Annotated in this window: 13 protein-coding genes and 1 pseudogene; 6 read left to right on the top strand and 8 right to left on the bottom strand. The window is 73.2% G+C overall.

Translation table 11 applies throughout. The features are described from left to right. Positions 1-160 precede the first annotated feature (160 nt). The gene (locus ACFWU6_RS32010; RefSeq protein ID WP_383984759.1) at positions 161-1,261 is read right to left on the bottom strand and encodes a phosphatase PAP2 family protein; all 1,101 of its coding nucleotides are present in this window, start codon (positions 1,259-1,261) and stop codon (positions 161-163) included. A gap of 227 nt (positions 1,262-1,488) precedes the next feature. Continuing rightward, on the bottom strand, positions 1,489-2,628 hold the full coding sequence (locus ACFWU6_RS32005) for a hypothetical protein (RefSeq protein ID WP_383984756.1): 1,140 nt from the start codon (positions 2,626-2,628) through the stop codon (positions 1,489-1,491). Between the two features lie 280 nt (positions 2,629-2,908). Here ACFWU6_RS32005 and ACFWU6_RS32000 point away from each other — a divergent pair, with 280 nt between their 5' ends. Together ACFWU6_RS32000 and ACFWU6_RS31995 are read left to right on the top strand one after the other, a co-directional pair. Next, on the top strand, positions 2,909-4,615 hold the full coding sequence (locus tag ACFWU6_RS32000; RefSeq protein WP_383984753.1) for an MFS transporter: 1,707 nt from the start codon (positions 2,909-2,911) through the stop codon (positions 4,613-4,615). Positions 4,616-4,787: 172 nt separating this feature from the next. Further along, positions 4,788-5,960 carry an acyl-CoA dehydrogenase family protein gene (locus tag ACFWU6_RS31995; protein WP_383808107.1) on the top strand — a complete coding sequence of 391 codons (1,173 nt, stop codon included), beginning with the start codon at positions 4,788-4,790 and terminating at the stop codon, positions 5,958-5,960. A gap of 9 nt (positions 5,961-5,969) precedes the next feature. Here the strand turns inward: ACFWU6_RS31995 and ACFWU6_RS31990 are convergent, their stop codons facing one another. Next, entirely contained in the window at positions 5,970-6,422 is a 453-nt protein-coding gene (locus tag ACFWU6_RS31990; RefSeq protein ID WP_383808105.1) for a cell division protein SepF, read from the bottom strand. Positions 6,423-6,706: 284 nt separating this feature from the next. On the opposite strand from ACFWU6_RS31990, the gene ACFWU6_RS31985 reads away from it, so the two are divergent. From ACFWU6_RS31985 to ACFWU6_RS31970, 4 genes are all read left to right on the top strand, one after another. Beyond that, positions 6,707-8,017: a DUF5685 family protein gene (locus ACFWU6_RS31985; protein WP_383808102.1), complete on the top strand. Its 1,311-nt coding sequence runs from the start codon at positions 6,707-6,709 to the stop codon at positions 8,015-8,017. Between the two features lie 77 nt (positions 8,018-8,094). After that, the gene (locus ACFWU6_RS31980; protein ID WP_383808099.1) at positions 8,095-8,910 is read left to right on the top strand and encodes a DUF1684 domain-containing protein; all 816 of its coding nucleotides are present in this window, start codon (positions 8,095-8,097) and stop codon (positions 8,908-8,910) included. A gap of 133 nt (positions 8,911-9,043) precedes the next feature. Beyond that, positions 9,044-9,928, top strand: coding sequence for a S1 family peptidase (locus tag ACFWU6_RS31975; RefSeq protein WP_383984750.1), 885 nt, complete (start codon positions 9,044-9,046; stop codon positions 9,926-9,928). Positions 9,929-10,016: 88 nt separating this feature from the next. After that, positions 10,017-10,496 (top strand): hypothetical protein, encoded by a 480-nt coding sequence (locus ACFWU6_RS31970; protein ID WP_383808093.1) that lies wholly within the window; start codon positions 10,017-10,019, stop codon positions 10,494-10,496. 24 nt (positions 10,497-10,520) lie between these two features. On the opposite strand, the gene ACFWU6_RS31965 is transcribed toward ACFWU6_RS31970, so the two are convergent. From ACFWU6_RS31965 to ACFWU6_RS31945, 5 genes and pseudogenes are all read right to left on the bottom strand, one after another. Further along, positions 10,521-11,417 (bottom strand): DUF4231 domain-containing protein, encoded by an 897-nt coding sequence (locus tag ACFWU6_RS31965; protein ID WP_383808129.1) that lies wholly within the window; start codon positions 11,415-11,417, stop codon positions 10,521-10,523. Positions 11,418-11,491: 74 nt separating this feature from the next. Further along, a complete protein-coding gene (gene fxsT / locus ACFWU6_RS31960) occupies positions 11,492-15,484 on the bottom strand; it encodes an FxSxx-COOH system tetratricopeptide repeat protein (RefSeq protein ID WP_383808090.1) in 3,993 nt (1,330 codons plus the stop codon). Next, entirely contained in the window at positions 15,468-16,865 is a 1,398-nt protein-coding gene (locus tag ACFWU6_RS31955; protein ID WP_383984762.1) for a TIR-like protein FxsC, read from the bottom strand. Before ACFWU6_RS31955 ends, fxsT begins: the two co-directional genes overlap by 17 nt. Positions 16,866-16,908: 43 nt before the next feature. Then, positions 16,909-17,694: an aminoglycoside N(3)-acetyltransferase gene (locus ACFWU6_RS31950; RefSeq protein WP_383808087.1), complete on the bottom strand. Its 786-nt coding sequence runs from the start codon at positions 17,692-17,694 to the stop codon at positions 16,909-16,911. Next, positions 17,691-18,123: pseudogene (locus ACFWU6_RS31945) on the bottom strand (FxsB family radical SAM/SPASM domain protein); the annotation flags it as partial. The pseudogene ACFWU6_RS31945 and the gene ACFWU6_RS31950, both read right to left, overlap by 4 nt.

The raw sequence follows: 18,123 nt of genomic DNA, 5'->3' as shown, positions 1-18,123 counted from the left end.
CTCCATGGCCGGGGCCGTGGGGGGGGGGCCCCCCCCCCCCCGGGGGGGGGGGGCGGGGGGCGCCCCCCCCCCCCCGGGCCCCCCCCCGGGGGGGGGGGGGGCCCCCCCCCCCCCCCCGCCTCGGTGTCGCGGGGGAGCGGTGCGTACCCTTCCCGCGGAGTCAGCCGCCGGTCACCGGACGGGCCGCGGCGGCCCCCCGGGCGGCGGCCCGCTCGGTGTGCGCCGGGCGGCGGCTGCCGGCCGGGGTGACCGGGGTCCGCTCGGAGCGGATCAGGTGCGGCCGGCCGGTCGTGTGGGCCGCGGGCCGGGGCGCCGGTGAGCGTCCGCCGGTGGCGGCCGCGGCGGCCGTGGTGGCGGGCACCGCGGCGGTGACGACGGTGACGGTGGGCGCCGGGGCCGCTTCCGCCGGGGCGTCGGCGTCCAGCCTGAGCTGCCACTTCCCGCCCGCGGAGAGCACCGGGGTGAGCGCGGTGGCGATCGGCGCGGGAATCCGCCCGGTCTCCGCGCGGCGGCGCATCAGGTCGCGCAGCCCGAAGACGTAGGCCTCGGCGCGGGCGATGAGCGGCTCGAACCAGGGGAGCGCCAGCAGGATCAGCAACCCCGCGGACCAGCCCAGCAGGACGTCGCTGACCCAATGGGTGCCGAGGTACACGGTGGTGGCGCCGACGCTCAGCGAGACGACCGCGGACACCACGGACAGCACCCGCCGGGTGACCGCGGTGGATGCCAGATAGGCCAGGATTCCCCAGGTCACGACGGCGTTGGCGGTGTGGCCGGAGGGAAATATATCGCCGCCCGCGAAGAGCTCGGCGGAGCCGATCTCGGTGGCGTAGTGCGGACCGAGCCGGCCGAGGCCGATCTTGACGGCCCCGACGGTGACGTTCAGCAGGAGCAGCGCCACGCCGAGGGTGATCAGGGGTCGCAGGGTGTGCTGCCGCCAGGAGCGCCAGCCGAGCCAGGCCGCGACCATCACCGCGGTGGGTCCGCGCTGGCCCAGTACGACGAGGTAGTCGAGGAAGGCGTGCAGCTGCGGCCACTGCTCGTACGGGCGGAAGAACATGATCTGCCAGTCCAGGCGGACGAGCCAGGACGTGGTCAGGACCGCCACCACGATCGCGAGGTAGAAGGCGAGGGTCGACCCCAGGAGCACGACACGGTGCCGGCTCATCCGCGGGGTCTGCAGATGAGCCGGTCGCTCTGGTTCCCGGTCCAGCCGGGCGAAGACCCGCTCCAGACGGGTCAGGATTTGATCGGTACGCACTCAATCGACGTTACCGCGCGCCGATGGGCGGGCCGGGCGAATCACCGGCTTTGTGATGACCATGTGATGTGGAGTTGGTCTCACGCGGGACTTAATCGCCGCTATTTCGACTGCGGTCGGATACCGCCCGATCCGCTGTCCCGGAAATTGTTTCGGACACGCCCCGACTTTAATGCCGCGATCAATTCCTTTGCTGAAAGATGTATCGGAACGATCCATTCCGTTATCTACGGGGGCCCCGACCCGTTCAGCCAGAACCCCCCGTATGCCGCCGAGGCCGCGGCCACCGCACCCAGCACCACCGCCGCGCGGCCCGTCCGCCACCGCGCCATCGCCGCCGCCAGGGGCAGCAGCAAGGGGAAGGCGGGCAGCAGCAGCCGGGGCTTCGAGCCGAAGTACCCCGACGCGCACAGCGCCAGCGCCACCACGATCCCGGCGTACACGAGCAGCGGCGCCGGCTGCCGCTGCCGCACGCACCGCCCGTACAGCCAGAGCACGCACACGACACCCGCGACCAGCCCCAGCCCCGCCGCGAAGGCGGGTGAGGCCAGCCGCGCCCCCACGAAGCGGGCGAAGGCCCAGCCGCCGTCGAAGCCGTTGCCCCAGCCGGCCTGCACGTCCAGGTAGCCGAGGAGCCCGCCTCCCGTGCGCGCGCCGACCCACAGCACGTACGCCGCCGCCCCCAGTGGAGCGAGCAGGGCCCCGGCGGCCGTCCGCCACGAGTGCTCGCCGCGCCCGCGGGCCAGTACGGCGGCGACCCACACCGCCGCCACCACCGCCGCCCCGACCGGGCGGGTCAGCCCCGCCCCCGCCGCGAGCAGCCCCGCCGTCAGCCACCGGCCGCGCAGGACCGCGTACAGGGCCCAGGCGGCGAGCGCGGTGAACAGCGCCTCGCTGTAGGCCATCGACTGCACGATCCCGACGGGCAGCGCGGCCCAGAGCGCGACCGCCAGGACCCCGGCCCGGCGGCCGTCCGCGCCCGGCAGAGCCTGGGCGCAGACCGACTCGGCCACCAGGAAGATCCCCCAGGCGGCCGCGAGCCCCGCGAGCGCCGACACCACCAGGCCCGCGGAGCCGTGGGACAGTCCCGTCACCGCCGCCACCAGCCGCTCCAGCCACGGCAGCAGCGGGAAGAAGGCCAGGTTCGAGTGGACGTCCCCGTTCGGGAGGGCCACCTCGTACCCGTACCCCTCGGCCGCGATGCGGGCGTACCAGAGCGAGTCCCAGCGGGCCGACAGCAGGGTGTGGGGGCTGCTGCCGGCCACCGCGCCCCAGCCGGCGAGCACGGTCAGCCCGAGTAGCCGGACCGCCGCGAAGACGGCCAGCGCGGGCGCCGCCCGTCGAAATCCAAGATCCTTCACGGGCATGATTATCGGCGCCGCCCCCGGTGCGCGCGGCGGGCACCACGGGCGGTGAGCAGGCGTGTACGCGGGGGAGGGGGCGGGGCGGGCCGAGTGGCGCACACCACACGGCGGCCATCGCGGGGATGAGAGCTTGGCCACGTGGCGGGCAAACGAACTCGCGTACGCTGACCGTTCACTCGCGTGTCGATGCCGGACCCCGTCGGAAGCCGCACAGCACCATCCCCGCGGCTCCACCAGGCGCTGGTCCGCCGAGTGCGGGGGGATTCACCTGGGAGGTACATGCATGTCGGGGACGAACGCGGCCGACCGCAGGACCCCTTCCCCCTGGCAGCGGCTCCGTGCGGCCACCGACGGGGGCAACCGCTGGGTCGTCCTCGCGGTGCTGTGCGTCAGCCTGGTCCTCGTCGCGCTCGACGCGACGATCCTGCACGTCGCCGTCCCCTCACTCACCGAGGACCTGCGCCCCGGCTCGGTCGAACTCCTCTGGATCGTCGACGCCTACCCGTTGGTCTGCGCCGCCCTGCTGATCCTCTTCGGGACCCTCGGCGACCGGGTCGGCCGCCGCCGCATCCTCCTCGTCGGCTACGGCCTCTTCGGCGCGGCCTCCGCCGTCGCCGCCTTCGCCGACAGCGCCCAGGTGCTCATCGCGGCCCGCGCGCTGCTCGGTGCGGGCGGCGCGATGATCATGCCCGCCACGCTGTCGATCCTGCGCCAGGTCTTCCCCGACCGGCGCGAGCGCGCCCTCGCCATCGGCATCTGGACCGCGGTCGCCGCCGTCGGCGCCGCCGGCGGGCCGGTCCTCGGCGGCTTCCTCGTCCAGCACTTCTGGTGGGGCTCGGTCTTCCTCATCAACATCCCGCTGATGGCACTGATCCTGCCGCTGGGCCGCTGGCTGCTCCCCGAGTCCAAGGGCTCCTCCGACGGTCCCTGGGACGTGGTCGGCGCGCTGATGGCCGCGGCCGGCGTGCTCGGCTCGGTGCTCGGGATCAAGCGGCTGGGCGCCGAACGACAGCTCCTGGACGCCGAGGCGATGGTGCCCCTGTTCCTCGGAGCGGCCCTCCTCGTACTGTTCGTACGGCGGCAGAGGCGGCGCACGCACCCGCTCATCGACATGCGGCTCTTCTCCCGATCCGCCTTCACGACGTCCGTGGGCTGCATCGTGCTCGCCATGCTGGCCCTGGTCGGCCTGGAGCTGATCGCCGTCCAGTACCTCCAGCTGGTGCTGCACCTCAGCCCCCTGGAGACCGGCCTGCGGCTCCTGCCGCTCACCTTCGCGGCCATGGCCGCCGGCGCCACCGGGTCCTACACCCTGGGCCGGATCGGCCCGCGCACCATGGTCTCGCTCGGTTTCCTGCTCACCGCCTTCGCCGTGCTGCTGCTGACCCTCATGGGGCAGCAGGACCGGCCCGTGCTGCTGACGGTGGGCTTCATCCTGCTCGGCTTCGGTCTGCAGACCACGCTGTTCGCCGCGTACGAGTCCATGCTGAGCGAGGCGCCGGCGGCCACCGCGGGCGGGGCGGCCTCCATCGGAGAGACCTCGTACCAGCTGGGCGCCGGCATGGGCATCGCCCTGCTGGGCAGCGTGATGAACGCCGCGTACGCCCCGGCGCTGCTGCGGGTGCCGGGGGTCTCGGCGGCGGACTCGGCGGGCGCCGCCAACTCCCTGGGCGAGGCCTACCAGATCGCCGCGCACCTCGGCGGGCCGGCGGGGGCGTCCCTGTACGCCGCGGCCCGGCACTCCTTCGTGCACGGGCTGCACGTGACGCTGCTGGTGAGCGCGGCGCTGCTGCTGGCGGGGGCGCTGATGGCGCTGAAGCTGCCGCGGGCGATGGAGTGCGGGGCGTCCGGCGCCGAGCCGGAGGACGCGGCGGTGCCGGTGCCGGTGCCGGTACCGGTGCCGGTGCCGGTACCGGTGCCGGCGCGGGCCGGCGGGATTCCGGCGCAGGCCGCCGGTGAGCCGTGGCCCTCCTCCGCGGAGCGCGCCGGCTGACCCCTGACCCCTGAGCTCCGGGCCCGGTCGGGGCGGGGGTGGACGGGTGGGGAGGGCGGCGTCTAGCGTCGGGTGCGCCGCGTACGACGTGCGCTGCCAGGTGGTGTCCTGCCCGGTCGGGACGGACCGGCACGACACCCCTTGGTTCCGACTCCGGCCGCCGGGAGGCCCCGTGTCCGCGTTCCTGCCCCATGATCCGCTCGGGCTCGACGAGCTCCTCGGTCCGGAGGACCTCGCCGTCCGCGACACCGTCCGCGGCTGGGCCGCCGACCGGGTGCTGCCGCACGTCGCCGAGTGGTACGAGAGGGGCGAGCTGCCGGAGATCCGCGAGATCGCCAGGGAGCTCGGCTCGCTCGGGGCGCTCGGCATGTCGCTGACCGGGTACGGGTGCGCCGGAGCCAGTGCGGTCCAGTACGGCCTCGCCTGTCTGGAACTGGAGGCCGCCGACTCCGGCATCCGCTCGCTGGTCTCCGTACAGGGCTCGCTCGCCATGTACGCGATCTGGAAGTACGGCTCCGAGGAGCAGAAGCAGCAGTGGCTGCCCGGCATGGCAGCCGGCGAGCTCATCGGCTGCTTCGGCCTGACCGAGCCCGACCACGGCTCCGACCCGGCGGGCATGCGGACCCACGCCAAGCGCGACGGCGGCGACTGGGTGCTGAACGGCCGCAAGATGTGGATCACCAACGGCTCCGTCGCGGCGGTCGCCGTGGTGTGGGCGCAGACCGACGAGGGGATCCGCGGTTTCGCGGTGCCCACCGACAGCCCCGGCTTCTCGGCACCCGAGATCAAGCACAAGTGGTCGCTGCGGGCCAGCGTGACCAGCGAGCTGGTCCTGGACGACGTACGGCTGCCCGCGGACGCGGTCCTTCCGGCAGTCACCGGGCTCAAGGGCCCGCTCGGCTGCCTCAGCCACGCGCGGTACGGGATCATCTGGGGGGCCATGGGCGCGGCGCGCGCCTGCTTCGAGTCCGCGCTCGCATACTCCAGGACCCGGGAGCAGTTCGGAAGGCCGATCGGCGGCTTCCAGCTCACCCAGGCCAAGCTCGCGGACATGGCTCTGGAACTGCACAAGGGCATCCTGCTCGCGCACCATCTGGGCCGGCGGATGGACGCGGGCACCCTGCGGCCGGAGCAGATCAGCTTCGGAAAGCTCAACAATGTCCGCGAGGCCATCGAAATCTGTCGGACCGCGCGGACCATCCTGGGTGCCAACGGGATCTCCCTCGAGTACCCCGTCATGCGGCACGCCACCAACCTCGAATCGGTCCTCACCTACGAGGGGACCGCGGAGATGCACCAGCTGGTGCTCGGCAAGGCGCTCACCGGGCTCGACGCCTTCCGGTGAGGGCCCTGCCTAGCTCTGGTTGAAGAAGTCGCGCGAGCGGCCGCCGGGCTCGCCGCTCACGATCTGGGTGTCGGCCGGGGTCAGCAGGAAGACCCTGGTCGCCACCCGCTCGATCGATCCGCGCAGCCCGAAGGTGAGCCCGGCCGCGAAGTCGACCACGCGCTTCGCGTCGCCCGGATCCATGGACGACAGGTTCACGATGACGGGAACGCCCTCGCGGAACAGCTCGCCGATGCCGCGGGCGTCCCGGAAGCCGTCCGGCGTGACCGTGGCGATCCGACGGCCGTGCTCGACGGCCGACTCGGAGGCGACCTTGACGCGCGGGTCGGTGACCCACTGGTCCCCGGGGCCCGAGACCGAGCCGCCCCGGGCCGCCTCCGCGTAGTCGTCGTCGTAGTAACGCTCGTCGTCGCCGTCTTCCACGAGACCCAGCCAGGCACTCGCCTTGCGCACCGAACCCATGGACGCCTCCTTTCACCGCGGTCAGTCTGTCTTCTCTCCGCTGCCCCTATGGTCGTCCATGATGCTGACAACGCGCCAAGTGGATAGTCGCCGCGCAGGGGTTTCGTGACGGTACTGGTGCAGAACATCCGTTGCACGGTCAAGGATGCTGACGGCTACCACTGCTGACTGAGTGAAAATACGACTGCTGCCGCCTTACGGGTGAGCGGTGCGGACGTACGGGTGACGGACGGAGGTCGGTACGATGCCCGGCAAGCACGCGCACGACACACGGGGGCAGTGGATTGTTCGGGATCGTCAGACCTTGCACGCACCGGCTGGGGGAGCGGTTCAAGGCCGAGTGGATGGCCCATCTCTGCGGCCTCTGCCTGGCACTTCGTGGTGATCACGGCCAGTTCGCCCGGATCGTCACGAACTACGACGGGCTGCTCGTCTCGGTCCTGACGGAGGCTCAGTCCGGTCCTGCGCCCGGCGCCCGGCGCACCGCGGGGCCCTGTCCACTGCGCGGGATGCGCACCGCCTCGGTCGCCAAGGGCGAGGGGGCGCGGCTCGCCGCGGCCGTCTCGCTCGTGCTGGCCTCCGCGAAGGTGCGGGACCACGTGGCCGATCGGGACGGGCTGTTGGCCCGCGCCCCCATCGCGCTGGCGGCCCGCAGGGTGGCGCGCGGCTGGGACCGGGCGGGCGCGCGCACCGGCGCCTCGCTCGGCTTCGACACGGCGGTGCTCGTCGACGCGGTGGACCGGCAGGGCGGCATCGAGACCCTGGCCGGGCCGGGCACGTCCGTGCTCGTGGTGACCGAGCCGACGGAGACCGCGACGGCCGCAGCCTTCGCGCATACCGCGCAGCTGGCCGGGCGGCCGGGCAACACCGCCCCGCTCGCCGAGGCCGGCCGGTACTTCGGGCGGCTCGCGCACCTGTTGGACGCGGTCGAGGACCGGGACGCGGACGCCGCGGCCGGGGCCTGGAACCCGCTCACCGCCACCGGGACCTCCCTCGCCGAGGCGCGCCGGCTGTGCGACGACGCCCTGGAGGGGATCAGGCTGGCGCTGCGCGAGGCCGAGTTCGCGGACGCCGGGCTCGCGCACCGGCTGCTGGTGCACGAGCTGCGCACCTCGGTGGACCGGGCCTTCGGGACCGCCGCCTGCGGGCACGGGCACGCCGGGACGGCCTCCGCCGGCCAGGGCGCGGGCCCGTACGCACCCGGGCCCCATGGCGGCCGGGACGGCGGCAACCCGTACGCCCAGAGCCCCTACGGCGGCACGCCCCAGGGCGCGGGCCCGTACGGCGCGGGCCCGTACGGCGCGGGCCCGTACGGCGGGAGCCCCTACGGCGGCGGGGCGGGCGGGCCCGGCGGCCCCGGGACGCCCCCCATGGGGAGCGGCGGCGGGCGTCCCCCGCGGAAGCCCCGCCGCGGGCTGCTCGCCGGCTGCGCGGTGGCCATCGGGCTGTTCTGCACCTGCCAGCTCTGCTGCGCCGAGCACGAGGGGCCGTGGTCCCGGAAGAAGAAGCAGCCGTGGTGCGACAAGTGCGACTGCGGGAACTGCAACTGCAACTGCGACGGAAACTGCTGCTGCTGTCCCTGTGACGGCTGCTGAGGCCCTTTCAGGTCCCGCAGGCCCGGACGGCGTACCCCGGGGTTCCCGGCCCGGCCGGCGTGGAAGGGTTCACCGGCATGAGCGACGACGCAGACGAACCGCGGACCGACTGGCGCACATGGCACGAACGCCGGGTCGCCTCCGTGTCCGCCCCTTACGGCCCGTTGGCGCTGACCGGCACCCACTGGCTCGCCGACTACCCGGAAGGTCGAATTCCGGCCGTTCCGGGGCGCTGGCGAGCGTCCGGCGGCGGGGTGGTGCTGACCGCCGCCGCGCAGGACGCCCTGCGCCTCGACGGCGAGCCGTTCGCGGGCGAGGCGGTGCTCGCGGCCGATGGGGGCCCGCCCGCCCGCGCCCGGCTCTGCGCGGGCGAGCTGCGGCTCGTGGTGATCCGGCGCGAGGGGGAGTGGGCGGTCCGCGTCTTCGATCCCGCCTCCGCGGCCCGCCGGGCCTTCGCCGGAATCGAGGCGACCCCCTATGACCCGGCCTTCGTGCTGCCGGGCCGCTTCCGGGCATACGAGGCGGACCGCACGGTCCAGGTCGAGAACGCGGACGGGCGCGCCCGGGGCCTCGCACTCGGCGGCGAGCTCACCTTCGCGCACGGCGGGACCGAGCACGCCCTGCAGGTCGCCGTCGACTCGGACGACGGCGGCCTCTGGGCCGTCTTCGGCGACGCCACCGGAGGTTCGTCCAGCTACCGCTTCCGCTTCCTGCGGCCCGGGGCCCCCGCCCCGGACGGCTCGATCACCGTGGACCTCAACCGGGCGCTCCTGCCGCCCTGCGCCTTCGCGGACCACTTCATCTGCCCGTTCCCGCCGCCGGGGAACGTGCTCCCCTTCGAGGTCGCGGCGGGCGAGAGGCGGCTGAAAGCCGCCCTTGCGACCGGTATCTGACGACCGCACACTCCCGAGAGTGCTTGTCAGGGGCACGGCATAAATACATGCGCTCCCCGTGCCCCTGCTGCGCCTCACGGGCTTCGGCACCCCCACGAACGCCGAGCCCCCGAACCTTTCCGGAGGACGACAAGTGAGGATCCAGAGCATCACCCGTACCAGGCTGCTCGCGGCGGCCACCGGCCTGGCCGCCGTCGCAGCGCTCGCCGCCCCCACGGCGGCCAGCGCGGACGACCGGGACGCCGGCTTCAGCGCCGCGCGCCTCGCCTCGGCCGGCGCATCCGTACTGCGCGCCGACGTCGCAGGCACCGCCTGGCACACCGACCCCGCCACCGGGACCCTCGTGGTCACCGCCGACTCCACCGTCACCGCCGCCGACCTCGCGAGAATCAAGCGGGAGGCGGGGGCCGACTCCGGGGCCCTGCGCATCGAGCGCACCCCGGGCAAGCTGACCAAGCTGCTCTCCGGCGGCGACGCCATCTACGCGTCGAGCTGGCGCTGCTCGCTCGGCTTCAACGTGCGCAGCGGCAGTACGTACTACGCGCTGACCGCCGGCCACTGTACGGACGGTGCCGGGACCTGGTGGAGCAACTCCGCCAAGACCACCGTGCTCGGCTCGACCGTCGGCTCCAGCTTCCCGAACAACGACTACGGCCTGATCAAGTACGCCAGCAACTCTCCGGTCCCGCCGGGCACCGTCGGCGGCCAGGACATCACCTCCGCCGTCAACGCCACCACCGGCATGTCCGTCACCCGGCGCGGCTCCACCACCGGCACCCACAGCGGTTCGGTGACCGGCCTCAACGCCACGGTCAACTACGGAGGAGGAGACGTCGTCTACGGCATGATCCGCACCAACGTGTGCGCCGAGCCCGGCGACAGCGGCGGCCCGCTCTACTCGGGCTCCCGCGCGGTCGGCCTGACCTCGGGCGGCAGCGGCAACTGCTCCTCGGGCGGCACGACCTTCTTCCAGCCCGTGGTCGAGGCCCTCAACGCGTACGGGGTCAGCGTCTACTGACGGTTGACCCACGCGCCCCCGCCGCACCCCTGGACGTCCTCCCGCCTTCTGGGAGGATGTCCAGGGTGTCCACGGGGGAGGCTTCCGCATGAAACGCATCGGGGTGACCGGGCACCGGTCCATTCCGGGACCGGCGCTCGGCCACGTCGAGAGCCGCCTACGAGCCCTGCTGGGCGCCCACGAAGGACCGCTCGAGGCCCTCTCCAGCCTCGCCGAGGGCGCGGACCAGCTCTTCGCCGCGATCGCCCTCGAATGCGGCGCCGACCTCACCGTGGTCATCCCCAGCGGGGACTACGAGCAGGCCTTCGAGGACGCCGAGGCCCTGGCCCGCTACCGGGGGCTCAGGCACCGGGCGGCCCAGGAGGTCCGGATGGACTTCGCCCACTCCACGGACGAGGCCTACTACGCCGCCGGTACCTACATCGCCGACTCCTGCGACCGGCTCGTCGCCGTCTGGGACGGGCTGCCCGCGCGCGGACACGGCGGCACCGCCGAGATCGTCGCCTACGCCAGGACGCTCGGGAAGCCCGTCACCGTCATCTGGCGGGCGGGCGTGGCCCGGGACTGAGCCACGCCGCCCGCCGGACGGCCGTCAACTGGAGTGCCGGGCCAGCCAGTCCGTGTGCTGCGGTGACACGTACCGCTCGGTCTCGTACACCGACGAAGGCCACTGGGACTCGGTGATCGTCGTCTGCATCACCACCATCATCGCCGCCAGGTCCTGCTCGATCAGCGTGTGCGCCTCGATCAGCGGATGGTGGCGGCGCACCTCGTTCCAGGCGATCCCCGCCGCCGCGGCCGCACTGAGCAGCCCGGCCGGCTCCGGCCCCGGTCCCGAGCCGAACATCCCGAACACCGCGAACAGCAGCGCCAGCAGGGTCAGCAGGACGATCGTCCATGACCACAGGGCCGTCGCGCGCCGGGACACCTCCGTGCGCCGCCGGTACCAGTTGCGCTGCTCGATCAGCCGGTCCCGTACGTACGTCTCGCGCCGCACCCGGTAGTCCAGCCCGCGCAGCCGGTGCATCGCACCGGTGATCTCGCCGCCCTCCGGCACCGCACCGGAGGCCCGCGGATCCTCCCAGCCCATCTTGCGCAGCTCGTCCAGGCCCTTCTCCAGCCGGGTCCGGTACGTGGCCTCCGCCCCGGCCGCCTCACTGCCGAACGGCGCCCCGTGCACGGCGTACCGCCAGGCCAGGGACTTGATGAACTCCGCCGCACTGCGGTTGAGCTGCCACTGCGGGCGGGCCCGGCGCCTCGTCGCCCGTACGCCCACGGCCAGCACCCCGGCGTACGCGAGCGCGCTCAGCAGCCCGAACAGGCGCACCGGGCCCAGCTCCGGGCCCGCAGGCAGCGCCGCCGCCGCGGCGGCCGCGACGAGCAGCAGCAACTGGCCCCGGGTCGCCTGCGTGGACTCGCGCTGGCGTGAGATCGCCGCCCGGTCGGTGTGGTGGAAGAGGGCCGGCAGGTCCTCGTTTCGAAAGGTCATGCTGTCGCTCACAGCGCCCCCTGCTGTCGGGTGGCGGGCGGCGGGGCCGTTCGGCCCCGCCGCCCGCGGTCGGATCACACGGCGAGGGGCTCCAGGTCGCGGTGGACCCGCCGCTCGTCGCGGGCGTAACGGGTCAGCCCGTGCTCCTCGCCGAGCAGCCGGGTCAGTTCGGCCACCGCCTCCGCCCGAACCCGGGCCGCCTCCTCCTTGCGGCCCATCGAGTCGAGGCTCACGGCCATGTTGGACGCGCTCGCCAGGGTCTCCGGGTGGTGCACCCCGAGCGCCTCGCGCAGCCGCACCACCGCCGCCCGCTCCAGCTCCAGCGCCCCCTCCGGATCGCCCAGGTCCGCCCGTGCGTTGGCGAGGTTGAGGTGCGCGAAGATCGTGTGCGGGTGGTCGTCGCCCAGCACCTCGCGCATGTGCCGGATCGCCTGCCGGAGCATCAGCTCCGCCGTGTCCGCCGCGCCCGTGCCCCAGTGGAAGACCGCCAGGTTGTTCAGGGCGGCCAGCGTGTACGGGTGCCGCTCGCCCGGCACCTTCATGTACTCGTCGACCACCTCCTGCGCCAGGTCCCGGGCCCCGCCCGGGTCCCCGGTCGCGAACAGGTCCGCGGCCAGGTTCAGCTCGCAGGCCAGCAGATCGGGGTTGACCGAGGTGTACTTGGCCCGGTACCGGTTGCGGGTCGCCGTCGTCAGCCGCAGCGCGTCCTCCAGGTCGCCCGCCCGCCGCAGGGACACCGCCAGGTTCTTCGCCGCCGACAGCGTCCCCGGGAAGGCCCAGCCCAGCTGCCGCTTGTAGATCTCGTACGTCCGGCCCAGCAGCTGCACCGAGTCGTCGTAGCGGCCCACCTCGCGCAGGTCCCGGGCCAGGTTCTGCGCCGAGGACAGCGTGTACGGGTGGTCCGGGCCCAGCACCTCCGTCCGCCGGTCGAACACCTCCTGGTCGATCTCCCGCGCCCGGGAGTACTGGCCGACCATCCGCAGGTTCAGCGCCAGGTTGTTCGCGGCGGCCAGGGTGCGCGGGTGCGCCTCGTGGAAGATCTGCCCGAAGCCCTCGTGCGCGGCCGTCGCCAGCTCCATCGCCTCGCCGTACCGGCCGAGCGCGCCCAGGTCCATCGCCAGGCCGCTGGTGGTCATGTAGGTGTGCGGGTGCGAGGCGCCCAGGGCCGCCCGCTGCCGCTCCAGCGTCCCCTCGTCCAGCTCCATCGCCTCGACGAACCGGCCCTGCGAGCGCAGGATGTTCGACAGGTGGAAGCGCAAGTACAGGTACTGGAGGTCGTCTCCGCCCAGGGTCTCCTTCCAGACCTCGCGCAGCTCCTCGCCCAGCTGGTGCGCGGCCTTGAAGTCCCCGCGCTTCCACAGGTAGCGCACCCGGTCGATCAGCAGCCGGCGGGTCTCCGGCTCCTTGCAGTAGCGGGCCTCGGACGGCTTCAGGTGCGGCCAGATCGTGTTGAACCGCGGCCAGGTCTCCGGATTGTCTATCGGCTCGTCGTCGTCCGGCCGGGCACCCGCCAGGACCCGGTGCACCGCGTGCCGGGCCTCGCGCTGCTCCGCCTCGGACAGCTGTGCCCGGATCACCGCCTGGACCAGTCGGTGGACCTGGATGCTGTTGCTGACCTGGTCGACCTTGGCCAGGGCGAAGCGGCCGATCTCCCGGATCACCCGGCCCAGCACCAGCTTCTCCTGCAGGGAGGAGTCGTACGGCTTCAGCGCGTCGATCATCTCCTTGCTGTAGAGGAGGTTCGCCGAGATCGGCTCCGGTGCGAAGAAGGCGCAGAGCTGGAGCAGCCGGACCGCGGCCGGGGAGCGGGACTGCAGCCGCTCGATGGACACGTTCCAGGTGGCGGCCACCGGCTCCGGGTACCCGGGCGGCTGGTTCAGGGCCAGCACGCGGGCGGCCTGCTGCGCCAGCTGTTCTATGTACGCCGAGACCGGCGTCGCGGTCTCCGCGATCCAGGCGCCGGCCTGCTCGACCGCGAGCGGCAGGTCGCCCACCGCGACGGCCACCTGGTCGGCGTCGTCCTCGGACAGGCCCGGTGCCCGGCGCTGGAGGTGCTCGATGGACTCCTCGCGCAGGAACACGTCCACGGGCAGCGCGTCGCCGTACTGCGACCAGGACTGGTTGCGGGAGGTCACCAGCACGTGGCCCGGACCGCCCGTCGGGAAGAACCGCTTGAGGGTCTCGGGGTCGTCGGCGTTGTCGAAGACCAGCAGCCAGCGCGCGGAGGGCACCCCGCGCCGCAGCAGGTCGATGGCCTCCTGCGAGGCGGCCGCCATGTCCTCGCCGGTCTGCGCGCCCAGCCGTACCGCGAGCTCGGCGAGGGCCGCGACCACGTCCCCGGTCTGCTCCGAGGAGATCCACCACACCAGGTCGTAGTCGGCCATGAAGCGGTGCACGTACTCCAGCGCCACCTGGGTCTTGCCGACGCCGCCGAGCCCGTACAGGGTCTGCGGCTGCGGCAGGACGACGGCCATGCCGCCGCCGAGCTGGTCGCGCATCCGCTCCAGCACGATGCTGCGGCCGGTGAACCCGGTGTTGCGGGGCGGGGCGTTCCAGATCTTCGGGACGGTCCCGGGGAACCGGGGGCCGGGCTGGGAGGCGCTGCTGACGGTGTCGGGCAGGGCCGTCGGCCGCTCCACCGCGCGCAGCAGGGCGGCGGCGGCGTGCACCTCGTCGAGCCGGAAGAGGTCCACCGGGTTGCGGTCGATGTAGGGCGTGGCGAGCCGGACGTCGCCCACCCGCAGCGGCACCAGCCGGCGGCGGCCGCCGGTCGGGTCCTCGGCGGCCGCCCGGTTCCACACGTCCACGGCGCGCGCCGACTTGAGGTAGGCGCTGGAGAGCAGCACCACGGTCCGGGCGGCGGTGTCGACGCTGACGCCCGCCCCGCCGAGCGTGTCGCCGGGGGCGCCGCCGGCGGGCGGCGGGGCCGGCTCGGCGGAGACGTCCCGGGGGACGACGCGGAAGCCGGCCCGGGTGAGCACCGACTCGATCCAGTCGGCCCACATCCGGTTCTCGGCGACGTAGGACAGGAACAGGTCGGCGGGGAGGGCCGGGCGGCGCCGGGTGAAGGCGTCCCGGATGCGCAGCCGGACCTCCTCGCCGATGACCGGCATGGAGGTGATCGCCCCCTCGGTCACCACCGTGGTGAGCCGTTCGAAGGCGGACAGCAGGGAGTTGGTGAGCCCCGCCTCGTCGCCGAAGGTGGCCAGGGTCTCCTCGTAGGCGTAGTAGGGGCGGTACGGGATCTCCACCGCGCCCCAGTAGGAGGTGAGCTCGTCGCCGACCAGGCCGCTCGGGAAGCGGTCGAACTTGATCCGGGCCAGTGCCCGGCCCGCGTCGGCCTTCTCCTTCTCGCCCTCGTCGATCCGCATCGGGACCGGGTAGATCTTGATGCCGCGGTCGTTGAACCGCTCGTCGATCTGCCGGGCGACGGAGGCGGCGCCGTCGATGGACTGGTCGGAGAGGGTGAAGCAGTCGACCAGGACGTCCGGGAGGTGCACCGTGCAGATGTCCGCGATGTCGGACAGGCCGGTGCGGCTGTCGATCAGGACGTAGTCGTAGTTGTGCTTCATGTCCGCGCGCAGGGCGTCGAAGAAGAGGCCGCCGCCGAGCCGGTCGTAGAAGTTGTCCCAGTCGAAGGTGGAGACGGTCGCGGAGTACTCGCGGTTCTGCCGGCCCGCGGAGACGAAGTCGAGGGTGCCGCCGTCGGGGAACTCCCAGCCCAGCGTCTCCGGGGCCAGCGAGACCGCGTGCGGCTGGATGCGCGCGTAGTCCTTGTGCCAGTCGTCGGCGCGCGCCACCGGGCTGGTCGCCGCCCAGGCGTACTCGCTGATCAGGTCGATGACCCCGGTGGTGGCCCCGAGCGTGGAGGGGTCCAGGAAGGGGTGGAAGAAGCGGTGCAGCCCCGGGGCCTCCAGGTCCCAGTCCACGGCGAGGACCCGCCTGCCGTTGGCGGCGAGGATCCACGCGGTGTTGGCCAGCGCCATGGTGCGGCCGGTGCCGCCCTTGTACGAGTAGAAGGTGACGATCCGTCCGTCACGGCTTTCGCTGTCACGACTCAATGTCATCCGCGTCCCCCCGGTCGATGTCGTTGCCGTCGTTGCCGTCGTTGCTTGCGGTGTGCGCGCGCTGGGCGTCGGGCGGGAAGGGGACGGCGGGCGCCGGTGTGAACGGCTCGTTCATCCCCATGGGACCGATCAGACGCGGTCGTTCGGTGTGGGTGCTGCCGGCCGGCAGGTAGACCTGGGCGTGCCGGAGGAACTGCTGGGCGGCGGCCTCGACCACCTGCGGCAGGATCTGTCCCAGGGTCTCCATGTTGGCCACGCCGTTGGCCGCCGCCCGGCAGGCGGCCCGCCCCTGGCCCATCTTGACGGGCAGGGTCTCCTCCAGCCGCCGGGTCAGCTCGGCCTCCTTGGCCCGGCTCTGGTGGTCGTAGCGGTTCCACGGGACCACCACGTTGATCCACGGACGGGACTCCTGGTCGAAGGCGGCCAGGCGCTGGCGGCGCTGCTCGTCCTCCACCACCCAGCGGTCGACGATCAGGATCTCGGGCCGGGTCGGCGGCTGCTTGCTGTCGAAGTGGCCGGCCTCGTCGTCGAAGGTGGCCATGGTCGTGCGGTAGTTCAGGGACCGGACCAGGTCCTCGGCCACGTACGCGATGGGTTTCTGCGAGACGGGGTGGTACGGGTTCCACTCCAGCGCGCTGTCCCCGTAGTACTCGGGGCTGCGGCCCTCCGGCAGGTCGTGCCGGGAGGAGGCCGCCACGGTCACCTGGAGGGTGCGGCCGGCGTTCCCGGGGGTGCCGAAGGCGCTCGGTATGCCGCGGTAGTCCACCGGCCGGGTGGACTCCAGGCGGACGGTCTCGGCGACCGAGACGATGCGCTTGGCGAGCTCGTACACGGCCCGCTCGTACTGCTCGGCGTACCCGCGGAGCTTGATCAGCCCGTAGAGCCCGTCGGTGACGTACCGCTCCCCGAAGGTGTTGTGGTTGAACTGCAACCGCTCCGCCGGACCGGGTAGTTGGGCGGGCGGAACCGGTACCCATAACGCGGGCACGATGGCGTCGGCCGACTCGTTGGTGATGGCGCTCTTCTGGATGAGCCGCTGCGTGAAGGCGAACCACTCCTTCCCGCACATCTCGCTGGCGAAATACCGCGGCGAGAACAGGGGGACGAACACCCGGCAGGTGGCGAGCGCCGCCCCCAGCCGCTCGGACCAGCCCTCACCGCTGCGTATCTCCCGGTCCATGAAGCCGGCGTCGGCCCCCGCGGGCAGATCCGTCAGCGCCATGACGTGGCTGCAGAGATCGCGGAAGAGCCGCTCGACCCACATGTCGGGGTCGGGCCCCCCGGCCCCGAATCTCGGTGTATGCGCATAACTGAGAAAAAAGTACGGCTGCACTGATGCGGGCACACGCCCCCCGTCCCGAAGATGCGAGCGAAGAAACATCATTCCGGAGCTGCTTCGCCTCATCCCCTCATCGTTCAGTCAATCAGCGTCTGTTTTCGGTCATCCACTCAAAGGCGTGATCGACTGCCTCCGGGATCGAGAAGAGCATGGCCGGAGCCCCTCCCACCAGCCCCCTGCGCACCCGCGAATCCGGGAACGCCCCGCCGATCTCGGTGAAATCGCTGTCGTCCAGCGCGACGTCCTCGTACGCGGTCCACTCCTCACCCTGCCGACCTCCCGGAAGCTTCACCTTCACCACACACCGGTACATGCGCAAGGGGCGCTTCGGAATTCGATACTCCGCGAGATGGAACGCGGTGCAGACGGAAAACCCCACATTGATCATGAGTACCTGTCCTCCCTCCCGGCACAGCATTCCCAGGGGGGTCTCCTCGCCCAGGTGGCAGTCCACTCGGTGGCCGGAGCAGACGCGCTCCGCGTCCGCGCCGAGAGCGGCGAAGGAGGTCTGCGGGTGCGCGCTGCGCGCCGCGCCGGGTGCGGTCCGCACCGCCTCCGCGAGCACGCCCATCCCCTGGCTGGGGGTGTGCAGCGCGTCGAAGGCCGGCATCCGCTCCCGGAAGGCCCGCACCTGAGGCTCCGACAGGCCCGCGATCCGCTCCAGATGGGCGCTGGAGGTGGTCGAGTTCTCCGGGGTGAACGCCGGGACCACCAGCGTGCCGCTCGGACCGAGGACCTGCGTGAGGGCATCGCGCAGCACCTCGGCGCGCAGCCCCGTGCCGCGCAGGGAGGCGTGCGCGAGCAGCCGGGCCCCGGGGCGCACCCCGAGCCGCCGCAGCCCCTCCGCGAGCGCCGGGGCGGACGGCGTCACGCGTCGGCCCCCTTCAGCTCCCAGCGCAGCTCCGCCACCAGGCGCTTGCCGGTGACGGTCAGCTCGGCCGCCCCCGAGAGCCGGTCCAGGGCCTGGTGGATGTGGTCCGAGCCGCCCGGCGCGGCGGTCTCCGTGGCCCGCCGGTACGCCTCCACCGCCACCCGCTCGTGCACGTCCGCCAGCAGCCGGGAGACCGGGACCGGCCGCTCCCGCCACGGCGAGCGGTGCTGCCACAGCCCGTCCAGCGCGTACAGGTCGGCCACCTCGGTCAGGGCCCGCAGCCGGGCCCGGCGGCGCCCGGTCAGCAGCGCGAGCGCCGTCTCCCCGACCCCCGCCGCGTACGGCAACCCGAGCGCCCCCGGGCCGTGCCGGCCCGCCTCGCCCCAGCCGCCGGCCCGCGGGCCGCCCGCCAGCGGCGTCAGCGTCGTC

It is taken from the genome of Streptomyces sp. NPDC058674 (assembly GCF_042716505.1).
Taxonomy (GTDB): domain Bacteria; phylum Actinomycetota; class Actinomycetes; order Streptomycetales; family Streptomycetaceae; genus Streptomyces.
Note: the sequence above shows the minus strand (reverse complement) of the source record. Positions and strands in the feature narration are given on the sequence as shown.

Excerpts from the sequence above, each read along its gene's own strand:
- ACFWU6_RS31955 (WP_383984762.1), bottom strand. The coding sequence starts at position 16,865 with ATGTTTCTTCGCTCGCATCTTCGGGACGGGGGGCGTGTGCCCGCATCA.
- fxsT (WP_383808090.1), bottom strand. The coding sequence starts at position 15,484 with ATGACATTGAGTCGTGACAGCGAAAGCCGTGACGGACGGATCGTCACC.
- ACFWU6_RS31965 (WP_383808129.1), bottom strand. The coding sequence starts at position 11,417 with ATGACCTTTCGAAACGAGGACCTGCCGGCCCTCTTCCACCACACCGAC.
- ACFWU6_RS32005 (WP_383984756.1), bottom strand. The coding sequence starts at position 2,628 with ATGCCCGTGAAGGATCTTGGATTTCGACGGGCGGCGCCCGCGCTGGCC.
- ACFWU6_RS32000 (WP_383984753.1), top strand. The coding sequence starts at position 2,909 with ATGTCGGGGACGAACGCGGCCGACCGCAGGACCCCTTCCCCCTGGCAG.
- ACFWU6_RS31980 (WP_383808099.1), top strand. The coding sequence starts at position 8,095 with ATGAGCGACGACGCAGACGAACCGCGGACCGACTGGCGCACATGGCAC.
- ACFWU6_RS31970 (WP_383808093.1), top strand. The coding sequence starts at position 10,017 with ATGAAACGCATCGGGGTGACCGGGCACCGGTCCATTCCGGGACCGGCG.
- ACFWU6_RS31990 (WP_383808105.1), bottom strand. The coding sequence starts at position 6,422 with ATGGGTTCGGTGCGCAAGGCGAGTGCCTGGCTGGGTCTCGTGGAAGAC.